Annotated in this window: 15 protein-coding genes; 8 read left to right on the forward strand and 7 right to left on the reverse strand. The window is 72.6% G+C overall.

From position 1 onward, the window contains the following. Window positions 1-2 precede the first annotated feature (2 nt). Window positions 3-1,133 (forward strand): GNAT family N-acetyltransferase, encoded by a 1,131-nt coding sequence (locus tag ACIQ9P_RS16330; RefSeq protein WP_402355478.1) that lies wholly within the window; start codon window positions 3-5, stop codon window positions 1,131-1,133. Here the strand turns inward: ACIQ9P_RS16330 and ACIQ9P_RS16335 are convergent. The 4 genes from ACIQ9P_RS16335 to ACIQ9P_RS16350 form a co-directional block, all read right to left on the reverse strand. After that, complete coding sequence (locus ACIQ9P_RS16335; RefSeq protein WP_402355480.1) at window positions 1,115-1,792, reverse strand: DJ-1/PfpI family protein; 678 nt, start codon at window positions 1,790-1,792, stop codon at window positions 1,115-1,117. The genes ACIQ9P_RS16330 and ACIQ9P_RS16335 overlap by 19 nt on opposite strands. An 85-nt stretch (window positions 1,793-1,877) precedes the next feature. Beyond that, window positions 1,878-2,399, reverse strand: coding sequence for an HIT family protein (locus ACIQ9P_RS16340; protein ID WP_402355482.1), 522 nt, complete (start codon window positions 2,397-2,399; stop codon window positions 1,878-1,880). Next, a complete protein-coding gene (locus tag ACIQ9P_RS16345; protein WP_402355484.1) occupies window positions 2,396-3,346 on the reverse strand; it encodes a HEAT repeat domain-containing protein in 951 nt (316 codons plus the stop codon). The genes ACIQ9P_RS16340 and ACIQ9P_RS16345 overlap by 4 nt, the downstream gene beginning before the upstream one ends. A gap of 179 nt (window positions 3,347-3,525) precedes the next feature. After that, window positions 3,526-6,036 carry a collagenase gene (locus ACIQ9P_RS16350; protein WP_402355486.1) on the reverse strand — a complete coding sequence of 837 codons (2,511 nt, stop codon included), beginning with the start codon at window positions 6,034-6,036 and terminating at the stop codon, window positions 3,526-3,528. Window positions 6,037-6,451: 415 nt separating this feature from the next. Between ACIQ9P_RS16350 and ACIQ9P_RS16355 the strand changes: the two genes are divergently transcribed. Together ACIQ9P_RS16355 and ACIQ9P_RS16360 are read left to right on the forward strand one after the other, a co-directional pair. Continuing rightward, a complete protein-coding gene (locus ACIQ9P_RS16355) occupies window positions 6,452-7,075 on the forward strand; it encodes a DUF998 domain-containing protein (protein ID WP_402355488.1) in 624 nt (207 codons plus the stop codon). A gap of 43 nt (window positions 7,076-7,118) precedes the next feature. Next, window positions 7,119-7,331 (forward strand): DUF4287 domain-containing protein, encoded by a 213-nt coding sequence (locus tag ACIQ9P_RS16360; RefSeq protein WP_402355852.1) that lies wholly within the window; start codon window positions 7,119-7,121, stop codon window positions 7,329-7,331. Between the two features lie 33 nt (window positions 7,332-7,364). Here ACIQ9P_RS16360 and mqnP read toward each other — a convergent pair whose 3' ends face one another. Next, on the reverse strand, window positions 7,365-8,270 hold the full coding sequence (mqnP, locus tag ACIQ9P_RS16365; protein ID WP_402355490.1) for a menaquinone biosynthesis prenyltransferase MqnP: 906 nt from the start codon (window positions 8,268-8,270) through the stop codon (window positions 7,365-7,367). Then, complete coding sequence (locus ACIQ9P_RS16370; protein WP_402355492.1) at window positions 8,267-9,724, reverse strand: menaquinone biosynthesis decarboxylase; 1,458 nt, start codon at window positions 9,722-9,724, stop codon at window positions 8,267-8,269. Before ACIQ9P_RS16370 ends, mqnP begins: the two co-directional genes overlap by 4 nt. Before the next feature lie 137 nt (window positions 9,725-9,861). Between ACIQ9P_RS16370 and ACIQ9P_RS16375 the strand changes: the two genes are divergently transcribed. The 4 genes from ACIQ9P_RS16375 (at window position 9,862) to ACIQ9P_RS16390 (ending at window position 13,525) form a co-directional block, all read left to right on the forward strand. Further along, entirely contained in the window at window positions 9,862-10,272 is a 411-nt protein-coding gene (locus tag ACIQ9P_RS16375) for a PLD nuclease N-terminal domain-containing protein (protein ID WP_402355494.1), read from the forward strand. 440 nt (window positions 10,273-10,712) lie between these two features. After that, window positions 10,713-12,314, forward strand: a complete 1,602-nt coding sequence (locus tag ACIQ9P_RS16380) for an acyl-CoA carboxylase subunit beta (RefSeq protein WP_402355496.1) — start codon at window positions 10,713-10,715, stop codon at window positions 12,312-12,314. A gap of 77 nt (window positions 12,315-12,391) precedes the next feature. After that, window positions 12,392-12,601, forward strand: a complete 210-nt coding sequence (locus ACIQ9P_RS16385) for an acyl-CoA carboxylase subunit epsilon (protein ID WP_030393819.1) — start codon at window positions 12,392-12,394, stop codon at window positions 12,599-12,601. A gap of 267 nt (window positions 12,602-12,868) precedes the next feature. Beyond that, complete coding sequence (locus tag ACIQ9P_RS16390; RefSeq protein WP_402355498.1) at window positions 12,869-13,525, forward strand: ScbR family autoregulator-binding transcription factor; 657 nt, start codon at window positions 12,869-12,871, stop codon at window positions 13,523-13,525. On the opposite strand, the gene ACIQ9P_RS16395 is transcribed toward ACIQ9P_RS16390, so the two are convergent. After that, window positions 13,513-14,163 (reverse strand): ScbR family autoregulator-binding transcription factor, encoded by a 651-nt coding sequence (locus ACIQ9P_RS16395; protein ID WP_402355500.1) that lies wholly within the window; start codon window positions 14,161-14,163, stop codon window positions 13,513-13,515. The two genes, ACIQ9P_RS16390 and ACIQ9P_RS16395, sit on opposite strands and share 13 nt — an antisense overlap. A 359-nt stretch (window positions 14,164-14,522) precedes the next feature. Here ACIQ9P_RS16395 and ACIQ9P_RS16400 point away from each other — a divergent pair, with 359 nt between their 5' ends. Continuing rightward, complete coding sequence (locus ACIQ9P_RS16400; RefSeq protein WP_402355502.1) at window positions 14,523-15,602, forward strand: ScbA/BarX family gamma-butyrolactone biosynthesis protein; 1,080 nt, start codon at window positions 14,523-14,525, stop codon at window positions 15,600-15,602. The last annotated feature ends 3 nt before the right edge of the window (window positions 15,603-15,605 follow it).

Consider the following 15,605-nt stretch of genomic DNA (forward strand, 5'->3'; position numbering starts at 1 on the left):
GCATGACCACTCCGGACGAATCCGTGCACGCGCGCCTCGACCGGCTGCGTCGCGACCGCGGGCTGCTCACCCCCGCCGAACTGCTCGACCTCGCCGAACACGGCGTCACGGTGCTCGATCCGTTCTCGGTGATCGTCTCCCGGCGGGTCAAGATCGGGCCGGACAACGTGCTCCACCCCGGTGTCGTCGTCGAGTGCGACGAGCGGAGCCGCTGCGCGATCGGCCCCGGCAACGTGCTGTACGGCGGCACCCGGATCAGCGCCACCGACGGGGGCAGCATCACCGTCGGCGCCCGCTCGCTGATCGGCGACGGCGGCACCCGGATCGTCGCCGGGGCGCACGAGAGCATCGACATCGGTGACGAGGTCCGGCTCATGGACGGCGTCGAGGTCACCGGCGACAGCCTGCTCGGCAGCGGCTCGCAGATCCTCGGCCGGATCTCGGCCCACTCGGTCGAGCTCGGCGCCGGCCGCCCGCACACCTTCCCCGACCCGGACGGCCGCGGCGGCGTCATCAAGGGATACGGCCGGGCCACGGGAGCCCTGGTCCGGTCGGGCGATGTGCTCTGGAACATCGGCCACGAGATCGGGCACACGACGACCGAGCGGCAGCGCGTCTACCACCCGGAGGCCCCGCGACTCGCCCCCGAGCCCTCGCTGGAACGCCTGACGGCCGAACACGCGGGCGCCGTCCTCGCGTTCGAGCAGGAGAACCGGGACTTCTTCCGCTACTCGGTGCCCGACCGCGGGGACGAGTACTTCACCCCCGACGGCTTCGCCGAGCGGCACCGGGCCCTGCTCGCCGAACAGGCCGACGGCCGCTGCCACTTCCACGTCCTCGTCAACGGCTGGGGCAGGATCGTCGGCCGGGTGAACCTGGTGGACATCGCCGGCGGCAGCGCCGAGATCGGCTACCGGATCGCCGAGGCCGACTCCCAGCAGGGGCTGGGCCGGGCTGCCGTCGAGGAGGTCTGCCGACTGGCCGCCGGCTCCTACGGGTTGAGCGGGCTCACCGCTGTGAGCGCCCTGAACAACGAGGCTTCCCGCGCCCTGCTCGCCCGCACCGGATTCACCGAGGTGGGCGAGCGGCGCGTCGACGGCGAGACCGTCATGGCCTACCGCCGCGCGCTCTGAACTCCCGCACGGTCGGCGGACGGTGACTCCGGTCGCCGGCCGAGCCGCTTGATCCGCTCCCGGACGTCCGGCGCCGCCTTCGCCCAGGAACCGCTGTCGAAGGGCGGCACCGGGTCGTACTCGGCGTGCAGTTGGATCGCCCGGGCGGTGGTCTCGTCGGTGAGCAGCGCGGCGAGGTGCAGGGCCATGTCGATGCCGGCGGAGATGCCGGCCGCCATCAGGATCCGCCCCTGCCGCACCACCCGCTCGGGGGTGTAGGTGGCACCGTGGGCGGCGAGTTCGCCGGCGGCCGCCCAGTGGGTGGTGGCCGCCAGACCGTCGAGCAGGCCGGCGGCCCCGAGCAGCAGCGCCCCGGTGCAGACCGAGGCGGTGTACCGGGTGGTCGCGTGCGTCCGGCGCAGCCAGTCGAGGAACGCCTCGTCCGTCATCAGCGGCCGGGTGCCGTGCCCGCCGGGCACGACCAGAACGTCACAGGATTCGACGTCCGAGTACCGGGTGGGCACCTCCGGCCGCAGTCCGCCGATGCTGTCGGCCACCACGCCGTGCCCGCCGGCCGACACGAACCGCACGGTGGCCCCCGGAAGGTACCCGAGGATCTGGTACGGGCCGATCGCGTCGAGCGGCTCGAAGTCGTCGAAAAGCGGGATGACGATGTCCATGTACCGCAGCGTAGAGGCGAGTCGGCTCCGCGTACCGCCCCTGGGCAGCGGATTCACGAGAACGAGTGGTCTGCACCACTGGCCTTTACCGGAGCGCATCCAACTCCGCGCCGACGGCCGCGCGGATCGGGTCGTGGACGGGGGCGAGCGCGTGCGCCGGGTCGGTCCAGCGGTCGCGCGGGTAGAGCCAGACCGGCAGCCGGACGAGGTCGGCGGGCTCCCACTCGTAGCGGGGCCAGACATGGGCGTGCAGGAACGGGTCGGTGTTGCCGAGGATCTCCAGGTTGACCCGCCGGAAGGCGGGATCGGCCGCGCGGCAGGCCCGTTCGACGGCCTCGCCGAGCCGGTCGAGGTCCTCCAGGTAGGCGAGCCGACGGGGTCGGGGCAGGTCGGAGAGCCGCTGCGCGCCCGGCTCGTCGGTCAGCAGGACCGCGTACCCGGGCAGGAACTGCACGTCCCCGATCACCGCGAACCCGGACGCCAGCCGCCGGAGGACGGTGGGGTTCTCCCCCCGCAGCGCGCTGCCGATCCGGTCGGACTTCCAGTCGTTCACGTTCACGTTCCCGTCGCCGTCGCCGTTCCCGCTGCTCTTGCTGTCGCCGATCACGGCCCGGTGCCGCGATCTGCGGCCGGCGGATGGTCGGAGCCGACCAGGGCGGCCGCCCGGGCCGGGTCGCCGCCGGCCCGGGCCAGCAGCGCGCCGATGTCGTAGTCCGCGGTGGCGGCGGCGCCGTCCAGGGCGAGGCCCAGGCCCGGTTCGCAGCGGGTCGCCCGGAGCGAGGCTTCCAGGTCGGGCCGCTGCCGCTCCAGCGCGGACAGCAGCACCCAGGCCCCGTCCGCCAGTCGGGCCCGGGTGTCCGGGTCGCAGGCGTCGACGGCCTCGGCCACACCGTGGTCCTCCTGGTCGTAGTCGGCCAGCAGCGGCAGGAGTTCGGGCGCGCCGAGGATCTCCGCCGCCCGGAAGGTGAGCACGGCCGCGCCCTCCGGATCCGCCAGCAGCTCGCACATGAGCGGCACGGCGCGCGGGTCGCGGCGGCGGGCCAGCCCCCGGATGCCCTCCTCCCGGGTCTCCGGGTGCTCGTCGCCGGTCCGCTCCCAGAGTGCCGACCGCACCTGTGGGCCGTCGGCCTCGCACTGGAACCCGAGCCCGAAGGTCGCCCGGTCGCGGACCTCCGGATCCGCGTCCCGGGTCAGGGCGATGAGCGCGCGGACGCCGGGGGTGTCCGCCGGGCCGGTGGCGACCCCGTCGAGGGGGAGGGCGCCGGCCACCTGCTCGCGCACCTCCGGATCGGGGTGACCGGCCAGGGCGACCAGGACGGGAACGGCCCGTTCGTCGCCGGTCCGGCCGAGGGCCCGGGCCAGCCGGGTCAGGACGTGGTCGTCCCGCTCCCGGTCCGCGAGCCCGAGCAGCGCGGCGGCCGCCCCGGCCGCGACCGCCGGGTCGCGGTCGGCCGCCTCGCCCAGCAGGTCGCATCCCGCCGCCCGGTCGGCCGACCGCTCCGAGCCGAGCAGTTCCGCCCCGTGGGCGAGCGCCGCCACCGTGTTCATCGCCATCCGGCCAGTCTCGCGCAGGAGTCCCGCCGCGCACAGGGGTTTCCGGCCCGTTCCCCGTTCCCCGTCACCTGTTCCCCATAACCCGTCGGCCGGTCGCCCCGGACGCGGACGCGGAACGCCCGGCCGGGAGATCCCGGCCGGGCGGTGGATCCGAGGTGGGTGGTGGATCCGGGACGGTGTCAGAACTGGGTGGTGACCGTGACGCCGCTGAAGTCGGTGACGGCGTACAGGCTGAGGTAGCGGTAGCCGGCCGTCGGGTTGGTGACGGTGACGGACTGGGTCGCCCCGGCGGCCGTCGAGGCGGCGGTCCAGGCCGTCGGCGACGCCCAGGTGTCCGCGTTGTAGTAGAGGTACGCGGTACCGGTGCCGCCGACGGTGGAGACCTTCAGCGTGCTGGTGCCGGCCGGCAGGTAGATGTACATGTAGTCGGAGTTACCGGCGGTCGCGGCGCGGCCGGTGCGGGAGCAGTTCGCGCCCATCGCGTCGTTGCGCTGCTCGGCGCAGGTCGGCAGGGAGGTCGCCGGGGCGGTCACGGTGACCGTGGTCGGGGTGACGGCGGTCCGGCCGGTGTCGTCGGTCGCGGTGAGGGCGACGGTGTAGGAGCCGGCCACCGCGTAGGTGTGGCTCGGGGTGCGCTCGTCCGAGGTGGTGCCGTCGCCGAAGGTCCAGTGCCAGGCGGTGATCCGGCCGGGGCCGGTCTGCACGGACCGCTCGCTCGTGCTGACGGTGGCGCCGTTCACCGTGGTGTCGAACAGCGCGGTCGGGCCGGCCGCGTAGCAGGCGCCGGCGGCGCAGGCGGTGAGCCAGGCGTCGAAGTCGGCGTCGTAGGAGGTGCCGAGGTTGTTGTAGACCGCGTAGCCGCCGGTGTAGTCACCGACGCGGAACCGCGCCAGCATGGCCTGCACGTCGGCCGGGTGCTTCTCCAGCATGTAGCGGACGGCCAGGTAGCCCCACGGGTAGACCCGGGTCGAGTCCGAGTTGGCGTAGGTGTTCTGGAAGACGGTGCTGAGCTTGTAGGTGTGCAGGCCGGCCTGCGTCGTCGCGTCGGTGTCGGTGGTGGCGCGGTAGCTGTACGACATGTACTCGGCGATGCCCTCCACCCACCAGATGTCCGGGACGGAGGTCTGGGTGGAGAAGTTGCCCTTCATGTCGTAGATGCCGTCGAGGTAGTGGGTGTACTCGTGGTTGAGGTTCCACACCCGGGCGGTGTCCTTGGTGTTCCACGCCTTCTGGTACATCACGTTCACGGCCCGGCCGTTGGGGTCGGTCGGGTCCATGACGGTCTGGCCGCCGTTGTCGGTCGAGTTGCCGTAGATCGCCCACGAGTAGGTCGTGTAGTCGGCCTTGTTGGCGAAGATCCCCTGGGTGACGGTCTTGGCGTACTGGTTCGGGATCGGGCCGTTGTCCTTGACCACGTCGTGGAAGAAGGCGTCCTCGCCGCGCAGGCTGGTGCAGGCCGCCTGGAGTTCGGCGGCCGACAGGGCCTGGGCCTGGAGGGTGCGGTTGTCGCAGACCAGTTGGTTCGGCAGGACCACCGAGGCGAGCTTGGCCGGCAGGTTGCAGATGCCGTAGTACGAGCACTGGCCGCCGTTGTACCAGGCGGCCTGGACGGCGGTGTACACGTACAGCGACCCGAAGGGCGTGAGCAGCGGCGCGGAGTCCAGCACCTTCTTGACCAGCGGCTTGGCCACGGCCTCGGCGGCGGGGCCGGTTCCGGCGAACCGGGCCAGGTCGTTGCCCGCGTTGGTGTCGAGCACCGCGTTGGGACCGCTGAGCAGGTCGCGGTGCTTGATCGCGAAGTCGGCGAGCGAGGTGACGAGGCCCGGATCGGCCGCGAGCGCCCGGACGAAGTCCTGGTTCCGGTAGCCGCCCCAGAGCGGGTAGTACAGCACCGAGTTGACCGCGCTGATCATCTGCGGGAACGCGTTGTAGGTGTTGTTGTACTCGTCCAGGATCCGCTTGTAGGCACCGATGTACCGGGCCTGGACGTTGGCGCTGTCGGTCAGCCACACCACCTCCTTGAGGAGGCTCCCGTTGTTGTCGCTGACGTCGCGCCAGCGGGTGCCGGCGAAGAGCGTGTCGAGGGCGGAGGTGACGGCGGTGGTGAGCTCTCCGGTGTACGGCCCGGCCTGGGCCGGGTAGTAGAACTGGATGTAGTAGCCGACCTGCAGGTACTTGACCAGCTGGGTGATGCCGGTCGAGTTGTCGCCGCCGTAGCCGGCCGCGAGGTCCTTGAGGGCGGCCGCGACGGCCAGCATCCGGGACTGCTGGAAGATGCCGGGATCGGCACCGCCGCTGCTGTACAGCGACTTGACGCAGTCCACGGTCGAGTTCTTGACGAACGCGACCAGGTCGGCCCCGGTGCGGGCCGCGAAGTCCGCCGGGGTGCAGCTCTGCGCGGCGAGGGACTTGAACGCGCTGGGGCCGCCCGCCGCGACCGGATCGGTCAGGCGGGTCGCGCCGATCAGCGCCGGGGGCAGCGCCGGGGCGGGCTCGGCGAGGTCCTCGGACCCCGTCGTCACGGTCGGGGCGGTGAGGCCGGCCGGACCGGCCGAGGTCGTGGCCGGGGCCGGGCCTGCGCTGGCGGCGGGGGGCGCCGCGAACGCCTGGGTCGGCAGCACGGCGGTGGCCGTGGCGCAACAGGCGACGACGCCGGCTGCGAGCATGGAGAGTCTGGTGCGCAGGAGCACGCCGAATCCTTCGTGAGTGGGGGCAGTCCGGGTTGGGGTCGGACTGAAGGAAGGAGATCGGCGTGGATCCTGTCATCGACCGGAGATCAGAACAATGTCACAGGTTATATTGCATGAGATTTTCAGCCACCGGCCGCGCACGGCACCCCCCGTGCGGCCGACCTGCGACGGTTCCGGCCGGAACGGAACGGCGGGCGGGCGGCAAAGGGGCGTCGGGTCACGAGCCGGGCGGTCGCACCGGGCGGCGGGACGTCCGGTCTGGCCGGTCTGCACCCCCGGACGCGGCCGGCCCGGACCCGGCGAGCCCGGCCGGGCGCACACGGCCCACCGGACCCGGGGCGGGCCGACACCCCGGGTGACGCGGGTCACATCCGGCCCTCCGATGAGTTTCCGCGCCGGGTCCGGTCCTGGAAGCATGACGAACACGATGACCGCGCGGACCGCGCCCGCCGCCCCCGCCGCCCGCCCGCTGCTGACCACCGGCGCGGTCGCCGGGCCCCTCTTCCTCGCCGTCGGGGTGATCGGCGGGCTGACCCGGGAGGGCTTCGACTTCACCCGCAACGCGCTCAGTCAGTTGAGCCTCGGCGGGCTCGGGTGGGTGCAGCAGGTCGCGTTCCTGCTCACCGGCGCACTGCTGCTCACGGGCGCCGTCGGGCTGCGCCGGGCCCTGCCCGGGAGCGACTGGGCGCCCCGGCTGGTCGGGGTGTTCGGGGCGAGTTTCGTCCTCGACGGGTTCTTCGCCGCCGATCCCGGGGCCGGGTTCCCGGTCGGGGCGCCCGAGGGCCGGGTGACCGAACTGAGCGGGCACGGCCTGGTGCACCTGGTCGGCGGGGCGGTCGGATTCCTCGCGCTGTGCGCGGCCTTCCTCGTCCTGGCCCGGCACCTGGGCGGGCGCTGGGCCCTCGGCTCGCGCGTCGTCGCGGCCGCCGTCCTGGTCGGGTTCGCCGCTTCGGGCGCCACGGTGCTGGCGTTCACCCTCGCCGCCGCCCTCGGACTGGCCTGGCTGACCGCTGTCGCGATCCGGCTCCAGGCGCAATGATCATCATTCAGTGGACGACCGAACCGACTTCGAGGAGCACCGCATGACCACCCCCGCCCCCAACGGCCCCTCCAGCTACTTCCCCGCCGTCGAGAAGAAGTACGGGCAGCCGATCGCGCACTGGCAGGAGCTGATCCGCGCCTCCCCGCTGATCAAGCACATGGAGCTGGTCGCCTGGCTGAAGCAGGAGTACGGCATCGGCCACGGGCACGCGAACGCCCTCGTCAAGCACACGCTCGACGAGGGCGGCAAGTAGGGCCGTCCCCCGGACGGCCCAGGGGGCGCGGCCTCAGATGCCGAGGCCGCGCACCACCAGGTCCACCAGCGCGAAGAAGAACAGCGAGATGCCGACGAAGCCGTTGGTCTGGAAGAACGCCCGGTTCAGCCGGGACAGGTCGTTCGGCTTCACGATGGTGTGCTCGTAGACGAAGGCCCCGGCCACCACCAGCAGGCCGATCCAGAACGCGACACCCGCGTCGGTGAGCACCGCGTACCAGCCGAGCAGCAGCGTGGTGAGCGCGTGGCAGCCGCGCGCGCCGCGGATCGCGGCCGGGATGCCGAACCGGGCCGGCACCGAGCGCACCCCGCCCGCCCGGTCGGAGGCGACGTCCTGGCAGGCGTAGATCAGGTCGAAGCCGCCGATCCAGATGCCGACGGCGGCGCCGAGCACGACCGCGTCCCAGGACCAGGTGCCGGTGACGGCCAGCCAGGCGCCGACCGGGCCCATCGCCTGGGCCAGGCCGAGGATCGCCTGCGGGAAGTCGGTGAACCGCTTGCCGTACGGATAGACCACCATCGGGACGACGGCGACCGGCGCCAGCGCGAGGCAGAGCGGGTTCAGCAGCGCGGCCGCGCCCAGGAAGACCACCAGGGCGACGGCCGAACCGACGTACGCGGTCTTCAGGGACACCGCGCCGGTGACGAGTTCACGCCCGGCGGTGCGCGGGTTGCGGGCGTCGATCTCCCGGTCGATGATCCGGTTCGCCGCCATGGCGAAGGTCCGGAGGCCGACCATGCAGACCGTGACGACGAACAGCTCGCCCCAGTGCACCCGCCCGTCGGACCGGAACATCGCCGTCAGCGCCGCGATGTAGGCGAACGGCAGGGCGAAGACCGAGTGCTCGATCATCACCAGCCGCAGGAAGGACTTGACCTTGCCGGGCGGGGCCTCGGGAAGTGCGGCGGCGGTGCTCACAGGCCGTATTCCTTCCAGCGCCGGCTGACCAGGGCGGCAGTCTCCGGATCGGAGGAGACCATCTCGGGCCAGCCGCCGTCCCGGGTGTAGCCCTCCTCGGGCAGCTTGCGGGTCGCGTCGATCCCGGCCTTGCCGCCCCAGAACTGCTGGTAGGAGGCGTGGTCGAGGTGGTCGACCGGGCCCTCGACCACGGTCAGGTCGCGGCTGTAGTCGACGTTGCCGAAGGCCCGCCAGGCGACCTCCTGGTAGTCGTGGACGTCACAGTCGGAGTCCACCACGATGATCAGCTTGGTCAGCGACATCATGTGCGCGCCCCAGATGGCGTGCATGGTCTTCTGGGCGTGCTTCGGGTACTTCTTGTCGATCGAGACGATCACGCAGTTGTGGAAGCCGCCGGCCTCGGGCAGGTCGTAGTCGACGATGTCCGGGATGATGATCTTCAGCAACGGCAGGAAGAAGCGCTCGGTGAACTTGCCCAGCGGGCCGTCCTCCGTCGGCGGGCGGCCGACCACGATGGACTGCAGGATCGGGCGGCGGCGCATGGTCACGCAGTCGATCGTCAGCGCCGGGAACGGCTCCTGCGGCGTGTAGAAGCCGGTGTGGTCGCCGAACGGCCCCTCGGGCAGCATCTCGCCCGGCTCCAGCCAGCCCTCCAGGACCACCTCGGCGTCCGCCGGGACCTGCAGCGGGACCGTTCTGCAGTCCACCATCCGCACCCGCTCGCCCGCCACGAAGCCGGCGAACAGGTACTCGTCGATGTCGCCCGGCAGCGGCGCGGTGGCCGCGTAGGTGACGGCCGGCGGGCAGCCGAAGGCGATCGCGACCGGCAGCCGCTCGCCCCGCTTCGCGGCCACCGCGGCGTGGTTGCGGCTGTCCTTGTGGATCTGCCAGTGCATGCCGATGGTGCGGCGGTCGTGCCGCTGCAGCCGGTACAGGCCGAGGTTGCGGATGCCGCTGTCCGGGTCCTTGGTGTGGGTCAGACCCAGGTTGAAGAAGGAGCCGCCGTCCAGCGGCCAGGTGAACAGCGCGGGCAGGTCGTCCAGATCGACGTCCTCGCCGGTGAGCACCACCTCGTGCACGGGCGCGTCGGCGGACTTCACGCTCTTCGGCGGCACGTGGGCCATCGAGGCCAGCTTGCCGAAGGCGTCCCGGAAGCCGGTGAAGCCCTGCGGCAGCTCCGGCTTCAGCAGCCCGGCGATCCGGTCGGCGATCTCCTCCGGACCCTTGAGGCCGAGCGCCTTGGAGAGCCGGCGCTCGGTGCCGAAGACGTTCATCGCCAGCGGCATCGACGAGCCCTTGACGTTCTCGAACAGCAGGGCCGGACCCTTGGCCTTCTGCACGCGGTCGACGATCTCGCCGATCTCCAGATAGGGGTCCACCTCCGCCTTGATGCGCTTGAGGTCGCCTTCGCGGTCGAGGGCCCGCAGGAACGAGCGGAGATCGTCGTATGCCATGCGTGCCAGTATCCGCCACCCGCTAGCCTGGCCTGTGTCAAGGGCCCCCTCGAAGCGGCACACCGCCCGACGGACCGGCCCGCCGCCACGAGAACGCGCCCGCCCGCCACCGACGTCACCCGGGGGAGACCGCCGCCGTGCTGAGGATCCTGACCTTCGTACTCCCGCTCGCCCTCTGGGTGTGGGCCTTCATCGACTGCCTGACCACGCCCGAGGACGAGGTGAAGCACCTCCCCAAGGTGGTCTGGGTGATCATCGTGCTGCTCTTCCCGCTGGTCGGCTCGATCGCCTGGCTGGTGGCCGGCAAGCAGCGCGGCGCGCTGCGGACCGCGCCGGAGGACGGCGGCGACGCCGCCGGCGGCTCGGCGTACGGGCCCCGGCGCGACGGCCGACCGGTCGCGCCGGACGACAACCCCGAGTTCCTCGCCTCGTTGAAGAAGCACAACAACGAGCACGAGGACATGCTCAAGCAGTGGGAGGCGGATTTGCGCCGCCGCGAGAACGAGCTGCGCGGCAAGGACGACCCGGACGACAGCCGTCGCGGCTGAGCCGGTGTCGCTCGGACAGCCCACCCGGCATCCACCGGGTGGGCTGCGGTCTTTTTGGTGCATCCCTACGACTGGTGGGGTACCACCGACCCGTCGGCACGGCCTTCACCGCCGCACCAGGCGCCCCGCGGGGGGCCGCGCGGAAAACCGGACCGCCCTTGACAGGGACAGCCCTGACCTGCGTGTTTCCTCGACTTCAGCTCACCTGGCCGCCATCTGGACGACAGCTCGGGGTAATCGAACAGCTACCGGCCGCACGGGCTGAAACGCTTCGCTTTCTGTGCAGCCCTGACATCTAAACGGACGCGACCTTGTACGGAATCGACGCCGAAACCAGCGTGCGGCCCCTCGTACAGTCATAAGTGAAGAAGTGATTCGCAGCCGGGGGCATCGCAGACGTTGGCTGTCGGACAGTTCCCTCACCTTTGGAGTGGTTCGAGATGACGGTTGTGCACCAGGCGCCGGTCGACGACGACGTCCCGGAGATCCCCACGGACGTTCGGGGAAGAGTCGCGGAACTGCACGAACTCCGCGAGCAGGTCCGCCGGGGTCCCAGCGAGAAGGCCACCGAGGCCCAGCACGCCAAGGGCAAGCTGACCGCCCGCGAGCGGATCGACCTCCTGCTCGACGAGGGCTCGTTCCGCGAGGTCGAGCCGCTGCGCCGGCACCGGGCCACCGGTTTCGGCCTGGAGGCGAAGAAGCCGCACACCGACGGCGTGGTCGTCGGCTGGGGCACCGTGCACGGCCGGACGGTCTTCACCTACGCCCACGACTTCCGGATCTTCGGCGGCGCGCTCGGCGAGGCCCACGCCCAGAAGATCCACAAGATCATGGACATGGCCATCGCGGCCGGAGCCCCGCTGGTCTCGCTCAACGACGGCGCCGGCGCCCGCATCCAGGAGGGCGTCACCGCGCTCGCCGGCTACGGCGGCATCTTCCAGCGCAACACCCGCGCCTCCGGCGTGATCCCGCAGATCTCCGTGATGCTCGGCCCCTGCGCCGGCGGCGCCGCCTACTCGCCGGCCCTGACCGACTTCGTCTTCATGGTCCGCGAGACCTCGCAGATGTTCATCACCGGCCCCGACGTCGTCCAGGCCGTCACCGGCGAGAAGATCAGCCAGAACGGCCTCGGCGGCGCCGACGTCCACGCCGGCGTCTCCGGCGTCTCGCACTTCGTCTACGACGACGAGCAGTCCTGCATCGAGGAGGTCCGCTACCTCCTCTCGCTGCTGCCGCAGAACAACCGCGAGATGCCCCCGCCCGTCGTCAACGACGACCCGGTGGACCGCCGCAACGAGAGCCTGCTCGACCTGGTGCCCGCCGACGGCAACCGGCCGTACGACATGCGCAAGGTCATCGAGGAGATCGTCGACCACGGCGAGTACCTGGAGGTCCACGAGCGCTGGGCCACCAACGTGCTCTGCGTGCTCGCCCGGATCGACGGCCACGTCACCGGCATCATCGCCAACCAGCCGCAGTCGCTCGCCGGCGTCCTGGACATCAACGCCAGCGAGAAGGCCGCGCGCTTCGTCCAGATGTGCGACGCCTTCAACATCCCCCTGGTCACCATGCTCGACGTCCCCGGCTTCCTGCCCGGCGTCGACCAGGAGCACGACGGCATCATCCGGCACGGCGCGAAGCTCCTCTACGCCTACTGCAACGCGACCGTGCCCCGGATCCAGCTGATCCTGCGCAAGGCGTACGGCGGCGCCTACATCGTCATGGACTCCCGTTCCATCGGCGCCGACCTCTCCTACGCCTGGCCGACCAACGAGATCGCCGTCATGGGTGCCGAGGGCGCCGCCAACGTCATCTTCCGCCGGGACATCAACGCCGCCGACGACCCGGACGCGACGCGCACCCAGAAGATCAAGGAATACAAGAGCGAGCTGATGCACCCGTACTACGCGGCCGAGCGCGGCCTCGTGGACGACGTCATCGACCCCGCCGAGACCCGCCAGGTCCTCGCGTCCTCGCTGGCCATGCTGCGCACCAAGCACGCGGATCTGCCGAGCCGCAAGCACGGCAACCCGCCGATGTAGCAGCGCCGCCCGGCCCGAGCACCACGGCCGGCCACGCCGACGCCCACTCACCACTTCCGCCGGGAGAAATCCGGACCATGACCGCTTCCGCCGAACCACTCGTCCGTATCGTCCGCGGCTCGCTCTCCGACGAGGAGCTCGCCGCCCTGACCGCCGTGCTGATGGCCCGCGCCGCGGCCGCCCAGCAGGCCGCCGCCTCCTCGCCGGTCGAGCCGATCGCCAACTGGCAGCGCCTGGAGCGCCGTCCGGCGTACTTCTCGCCGGTCAGCTGGCAGTGGGCCGCCTGACGCCTCCTCCGAGGGCCCGCACGGAGACCGCTCGGCCGTCGGCCGGCCACCCGCAGGACCGGGGTGGCCGGCCGGCGGCGTTCCGGGGCGGAGGACCGGCGCATGGGAAACCGCCGAGCGGGAAGAACGGGGCGGACACGGGCCCGAACTCCGCACCGCCGCCCGAAACGGCTCGAAAGGGTCGCTACCGGACGGTACGCGGGCCGACGCCCGGCCCGCCCCCGTAGGATCCAGCAGCTGACGACCGGAACCACCAGGGAGGCTGCGATGGCCAGGCAGGCCCGCGCGCTGGCGACCCGCCAGACGGTGCTGCGCGCCGCGGCCGAGGTGTTCGACGAGCGCGGCTACGCGGGCGCCACCATGGCCGAGATCCTGGACCGGGCCGGCGTCACCAAGGGAGCGCTCTACTTCCACTTCCCGTCCAAGGAGGACCTGGCGCTCGCCGTGATCGAGGGCCAGGGCGCCTGGCTGGCCACCTTGCGGCCCGCCTCCGACAGCCCGATGCAGACCGTGATCGACATCGGGCACGCCTTCGCCCACGCGCTGCTGGACGACCCGCTGCTGCGCGGATCGATCCGGCTGACCATCGAGCACGGCACCTTCACCCAGCCGCAGATCGGCGCCTACCAGGGCTGGACGGACGCGGCGCGGGAGCTGCTGGAGCGGGCCCGGGAGGCCGGCGAGCTGCGGCCGGGAGTACGGCCCGCGGCCGCCGCGGGCGTGATCACCGGCGCGGTGACCGGCATCCAGCTCAGCTCGCAGGTCATGACCGACCGCAAGGACCTGGTGCAGCGGATGGCCGACCTCTGGGCGCTGCTGCTGCCCGGACTGGTCGAGCCGCGCACCCTCGCCCGGCTGAACACCTTCGACTTCGACCGGGGCCGGGGTGTGTCCGACGACGGGCGGGCGGCTCAGATCCGGTAGTCCGCCACCCGGTCGGCCGGGACGAGCGACGGCAGGGCCGCCGTCCAGAGGCCGCCGACCGCCCCGGCGGCCAGCCGGCCGGTGGACTCGGCGGCGAACAGCACCAGACCGGCCGCCAGGGTGGTCAGCAGCCCGGCCGCCTGCTCCCGGTCCAGCCCGGGCCGCAGCTCGCCGGCCGCGGCGGCGCGGTCGAGCAGGGTGCGGAAGACGGCGGTCAGGCTCCACCACGCGTCCGCCGAGGGTGCCGGCGGCGATCCGGCCGGCGACACCACCGCCCCCACTCCGCAGCCGGCCGGGCGGCCGCCGAGGCCGAGCAGCACACCGGCCCGGACGATCACGTCCTCGCGCAGCAGCCGGGCCAGTTCGTGGGTGAGGTCGAGGAGTTCCTGGACGGCCGGCCCACGGCCGCGCAGCGCGCGCAGCACGGCCAGGCCGATGGCGTCGGCGGCGGCGGCGCGGACCCCGTCCGCGAGCGCCTGCTTGGAGACGAAGTGGAAGTAGAGCGCGCCCTTGCTGACACCCGCCCGGCGGCTGATGTCGACCAGGCTCGCCGACTCGAAGCCCGCGTCGGCGAAGGTGTCCGCCGCCGCGAGCAGCACGGCCTGCCTGGTCCGCCCCGCCCGTTCCTGCTTGGCCACTCGGTCCCTCCGGCCCCCGGCCGTGGCGAGCTCCGGCTCGCCCGGTTGCTGTCACGGCGCCGTCGTCGATGGTGCGGCGCCTCTGCGGACCGTCGGTGGCTCGCGCGCCCGCCCGAAACCGCATGGTTGGTATCTAATCTAGCCCCTGCCCGGCCCCCGCCGTCCAGGGGGGACCGGCCCCCGCCCAAGGTCCGGAGCGGGCCTCCCGGCCGTTGCCGCAGGCCGGAACGCGGGTACGGTGAACCCGCCGGGCGCGTACCGGGAACTACCCCTCGGGGGACCAGAAACCGGGTGGCCTGTATGTTTTGCGCAGGCCGCCCGTACGGCCGGCCGACCGACACCCGGGAGTGGGGCCAGTCATGCCAGTGTTCACCGCGATGGACGGCGACGCTCCGTATCCCCACCCCGGCCCCGCTCCCTCGGGCCCGCGCCGCTACGACTTCCACGAACGGACCGTCTCCCGCCAACTGGTCCACCGCTCGTCGGTCGCCGAAGTACTCATCACCGGCTGGCAGTCCACCGGCCCCTACGACTTCCTGCTCGGCGCCCAGTGGCCCCGGCTGCACGGCTTCTACCGACTGCCCGGCGACCGGCACCACGACCCGGTACTGATGGCCGAAACCGTCAGGCAGGCCGCCCTGTTGGTCGGGCACGCCGGTTTCGGCGTCCCCCACGACCACCATGCCGTACTCGACGAACTCGGCTACACCCTCGGCCCGGCCGGCCTCGACGGCCTCGCGGTCGGCGCCGCCCCCACCGAACTGATGCTCCGGATCAGCTGCCACGACGTCCGGATGCGGCACGGCCGGCTGGTCGCGCTGCGGGTGCAGGCGGAGATCGAACGCGACGGCCGCCCGGTCGGCCGCGGCGTCGGGGGCCTGCGGATCCTCTCCCCCGCCGCCTACGAGCGGCTGCGCGGACCCGGCCGCCGGGCCGTCCCGCCGCGGATCCCGGAGCAGGTCGTCGCACCGGAACTGGTGGGCCGCCAGCAAGCCGCCGACGTGGTGCTCGGCCCGGCGCTGCTGCCCGGCAGCTGGCTGCTGCGCGCCGACGCCGCCCACCCGGTGCTGTTCGACCCGATGGACCCGGCGCCGGGACACCTGCCCGGGATGCTGGTCCTGGAGGCCGCCCGGCAGGCGGCCCAGCGGCTGCACCACCCGGACCGGATGGTGCCGGTGGACCTGGTGACGTCCTTCCACGACCCGATCGCGCCGGACCGCCCCTGTGTGGTGCGGGCCGTCCGGGAGGTCGGGCCGGAGTCCGGCCAGGACGGCTGCGGCGGCCGCCGGGCGCCGGTCCGGGTCGTGCTGGTCCAGGACGGCCGCACGGTGGCCGAGGTCCGGCTGACCGGCGCCCCGGCCGACGGTGCCCCCGTCGGCGGCGGCCGGTCCGCGGCCGCGCCGGCCGCCGGCCGCCGCGGTCTGCCGCTCGCCAGCTGAGCC

The sequence above is a fragment of the Kitasatospora sp. NPDC094019 genome, assembly GCF_044764505.1.
Taxonomy (GTDB): Bacteria; Actinomycetota; Actinomycetes; order Streptomycetales; family Streptomycetaceae; genus Kitasatospora.

Coding starts and splice junctions, on each gene's coding strand:
- ACIQ9P_RS16330 (WP_402355478.1), top strand. CDS start 3: ATGACCACTCCGGACGAATCCGTGCACGCGCGCCTCGACCGGCTGCGT.
- ACIQ9P_RS16335 (WP_402355480.1), bottom strand. CDS start 1,792: ATGGACATCGTCATCCCGCTTTTCGACGACTTCGAGCCGCTCGACGCG.
- ACIQ9P_RS16345 (WP_402355484.1), bottom strand. CDS start 3,346: ATGGCGATGAACACGGTGGCGGCGCTCGCCCACGGGGCGGAACTGCTC.
- ACIQ9P_RS16355 (WP_402355488.1), top strand. CDS start 6,452: ATGACGAACACGATGACCGCGCGGACCGCGCCCGCCGCCCCCGCCGCC.
- ACIQ9P_RS16360 (WP_402355852.1), top strand. CDS start 7,119: ATGACCACCCCCGCCCCCAACGGCCCCTCCAGCTACTTCCCCGCCGTC.
- ACIQ9P_RS16370 (WP_402355492.1), bottom strand. CDS start 9,724: ATGGCATACGACGATCTCCGCTCGTTCCTGCGGGCCCTCGACCGCGAA.
- ACIQ9P_RS16380 (WP_402355496.1), top strand. CDS start 10,713: ATGACGGTTGTGCACCAGGCGCCGGTCGACGACGACGTCCCGGAGATC.
- ACIQ9P_RS16385 (WP_030393819.1), top strand. CDS start 12,392: ATGACCGCTTCCGCCGAACCACTCGTCCGTATCGTCCGCGGCTCGCTC.
- ACIQ9P_RS16390 (WP_402355498.1), top strand. CDS start 12,869: ATGGCCAGGCAGGCCCGCGCGCTGGCGACCCGCCAGACGGTGCTGCGC.
- ACIQ9P_RS16400 (WP_402355502.1), top strand. CDS start 14,523: ATGCCAGTGTTCACCGCGATGGACGGCGACGCTCCGTATCCCCACCCC.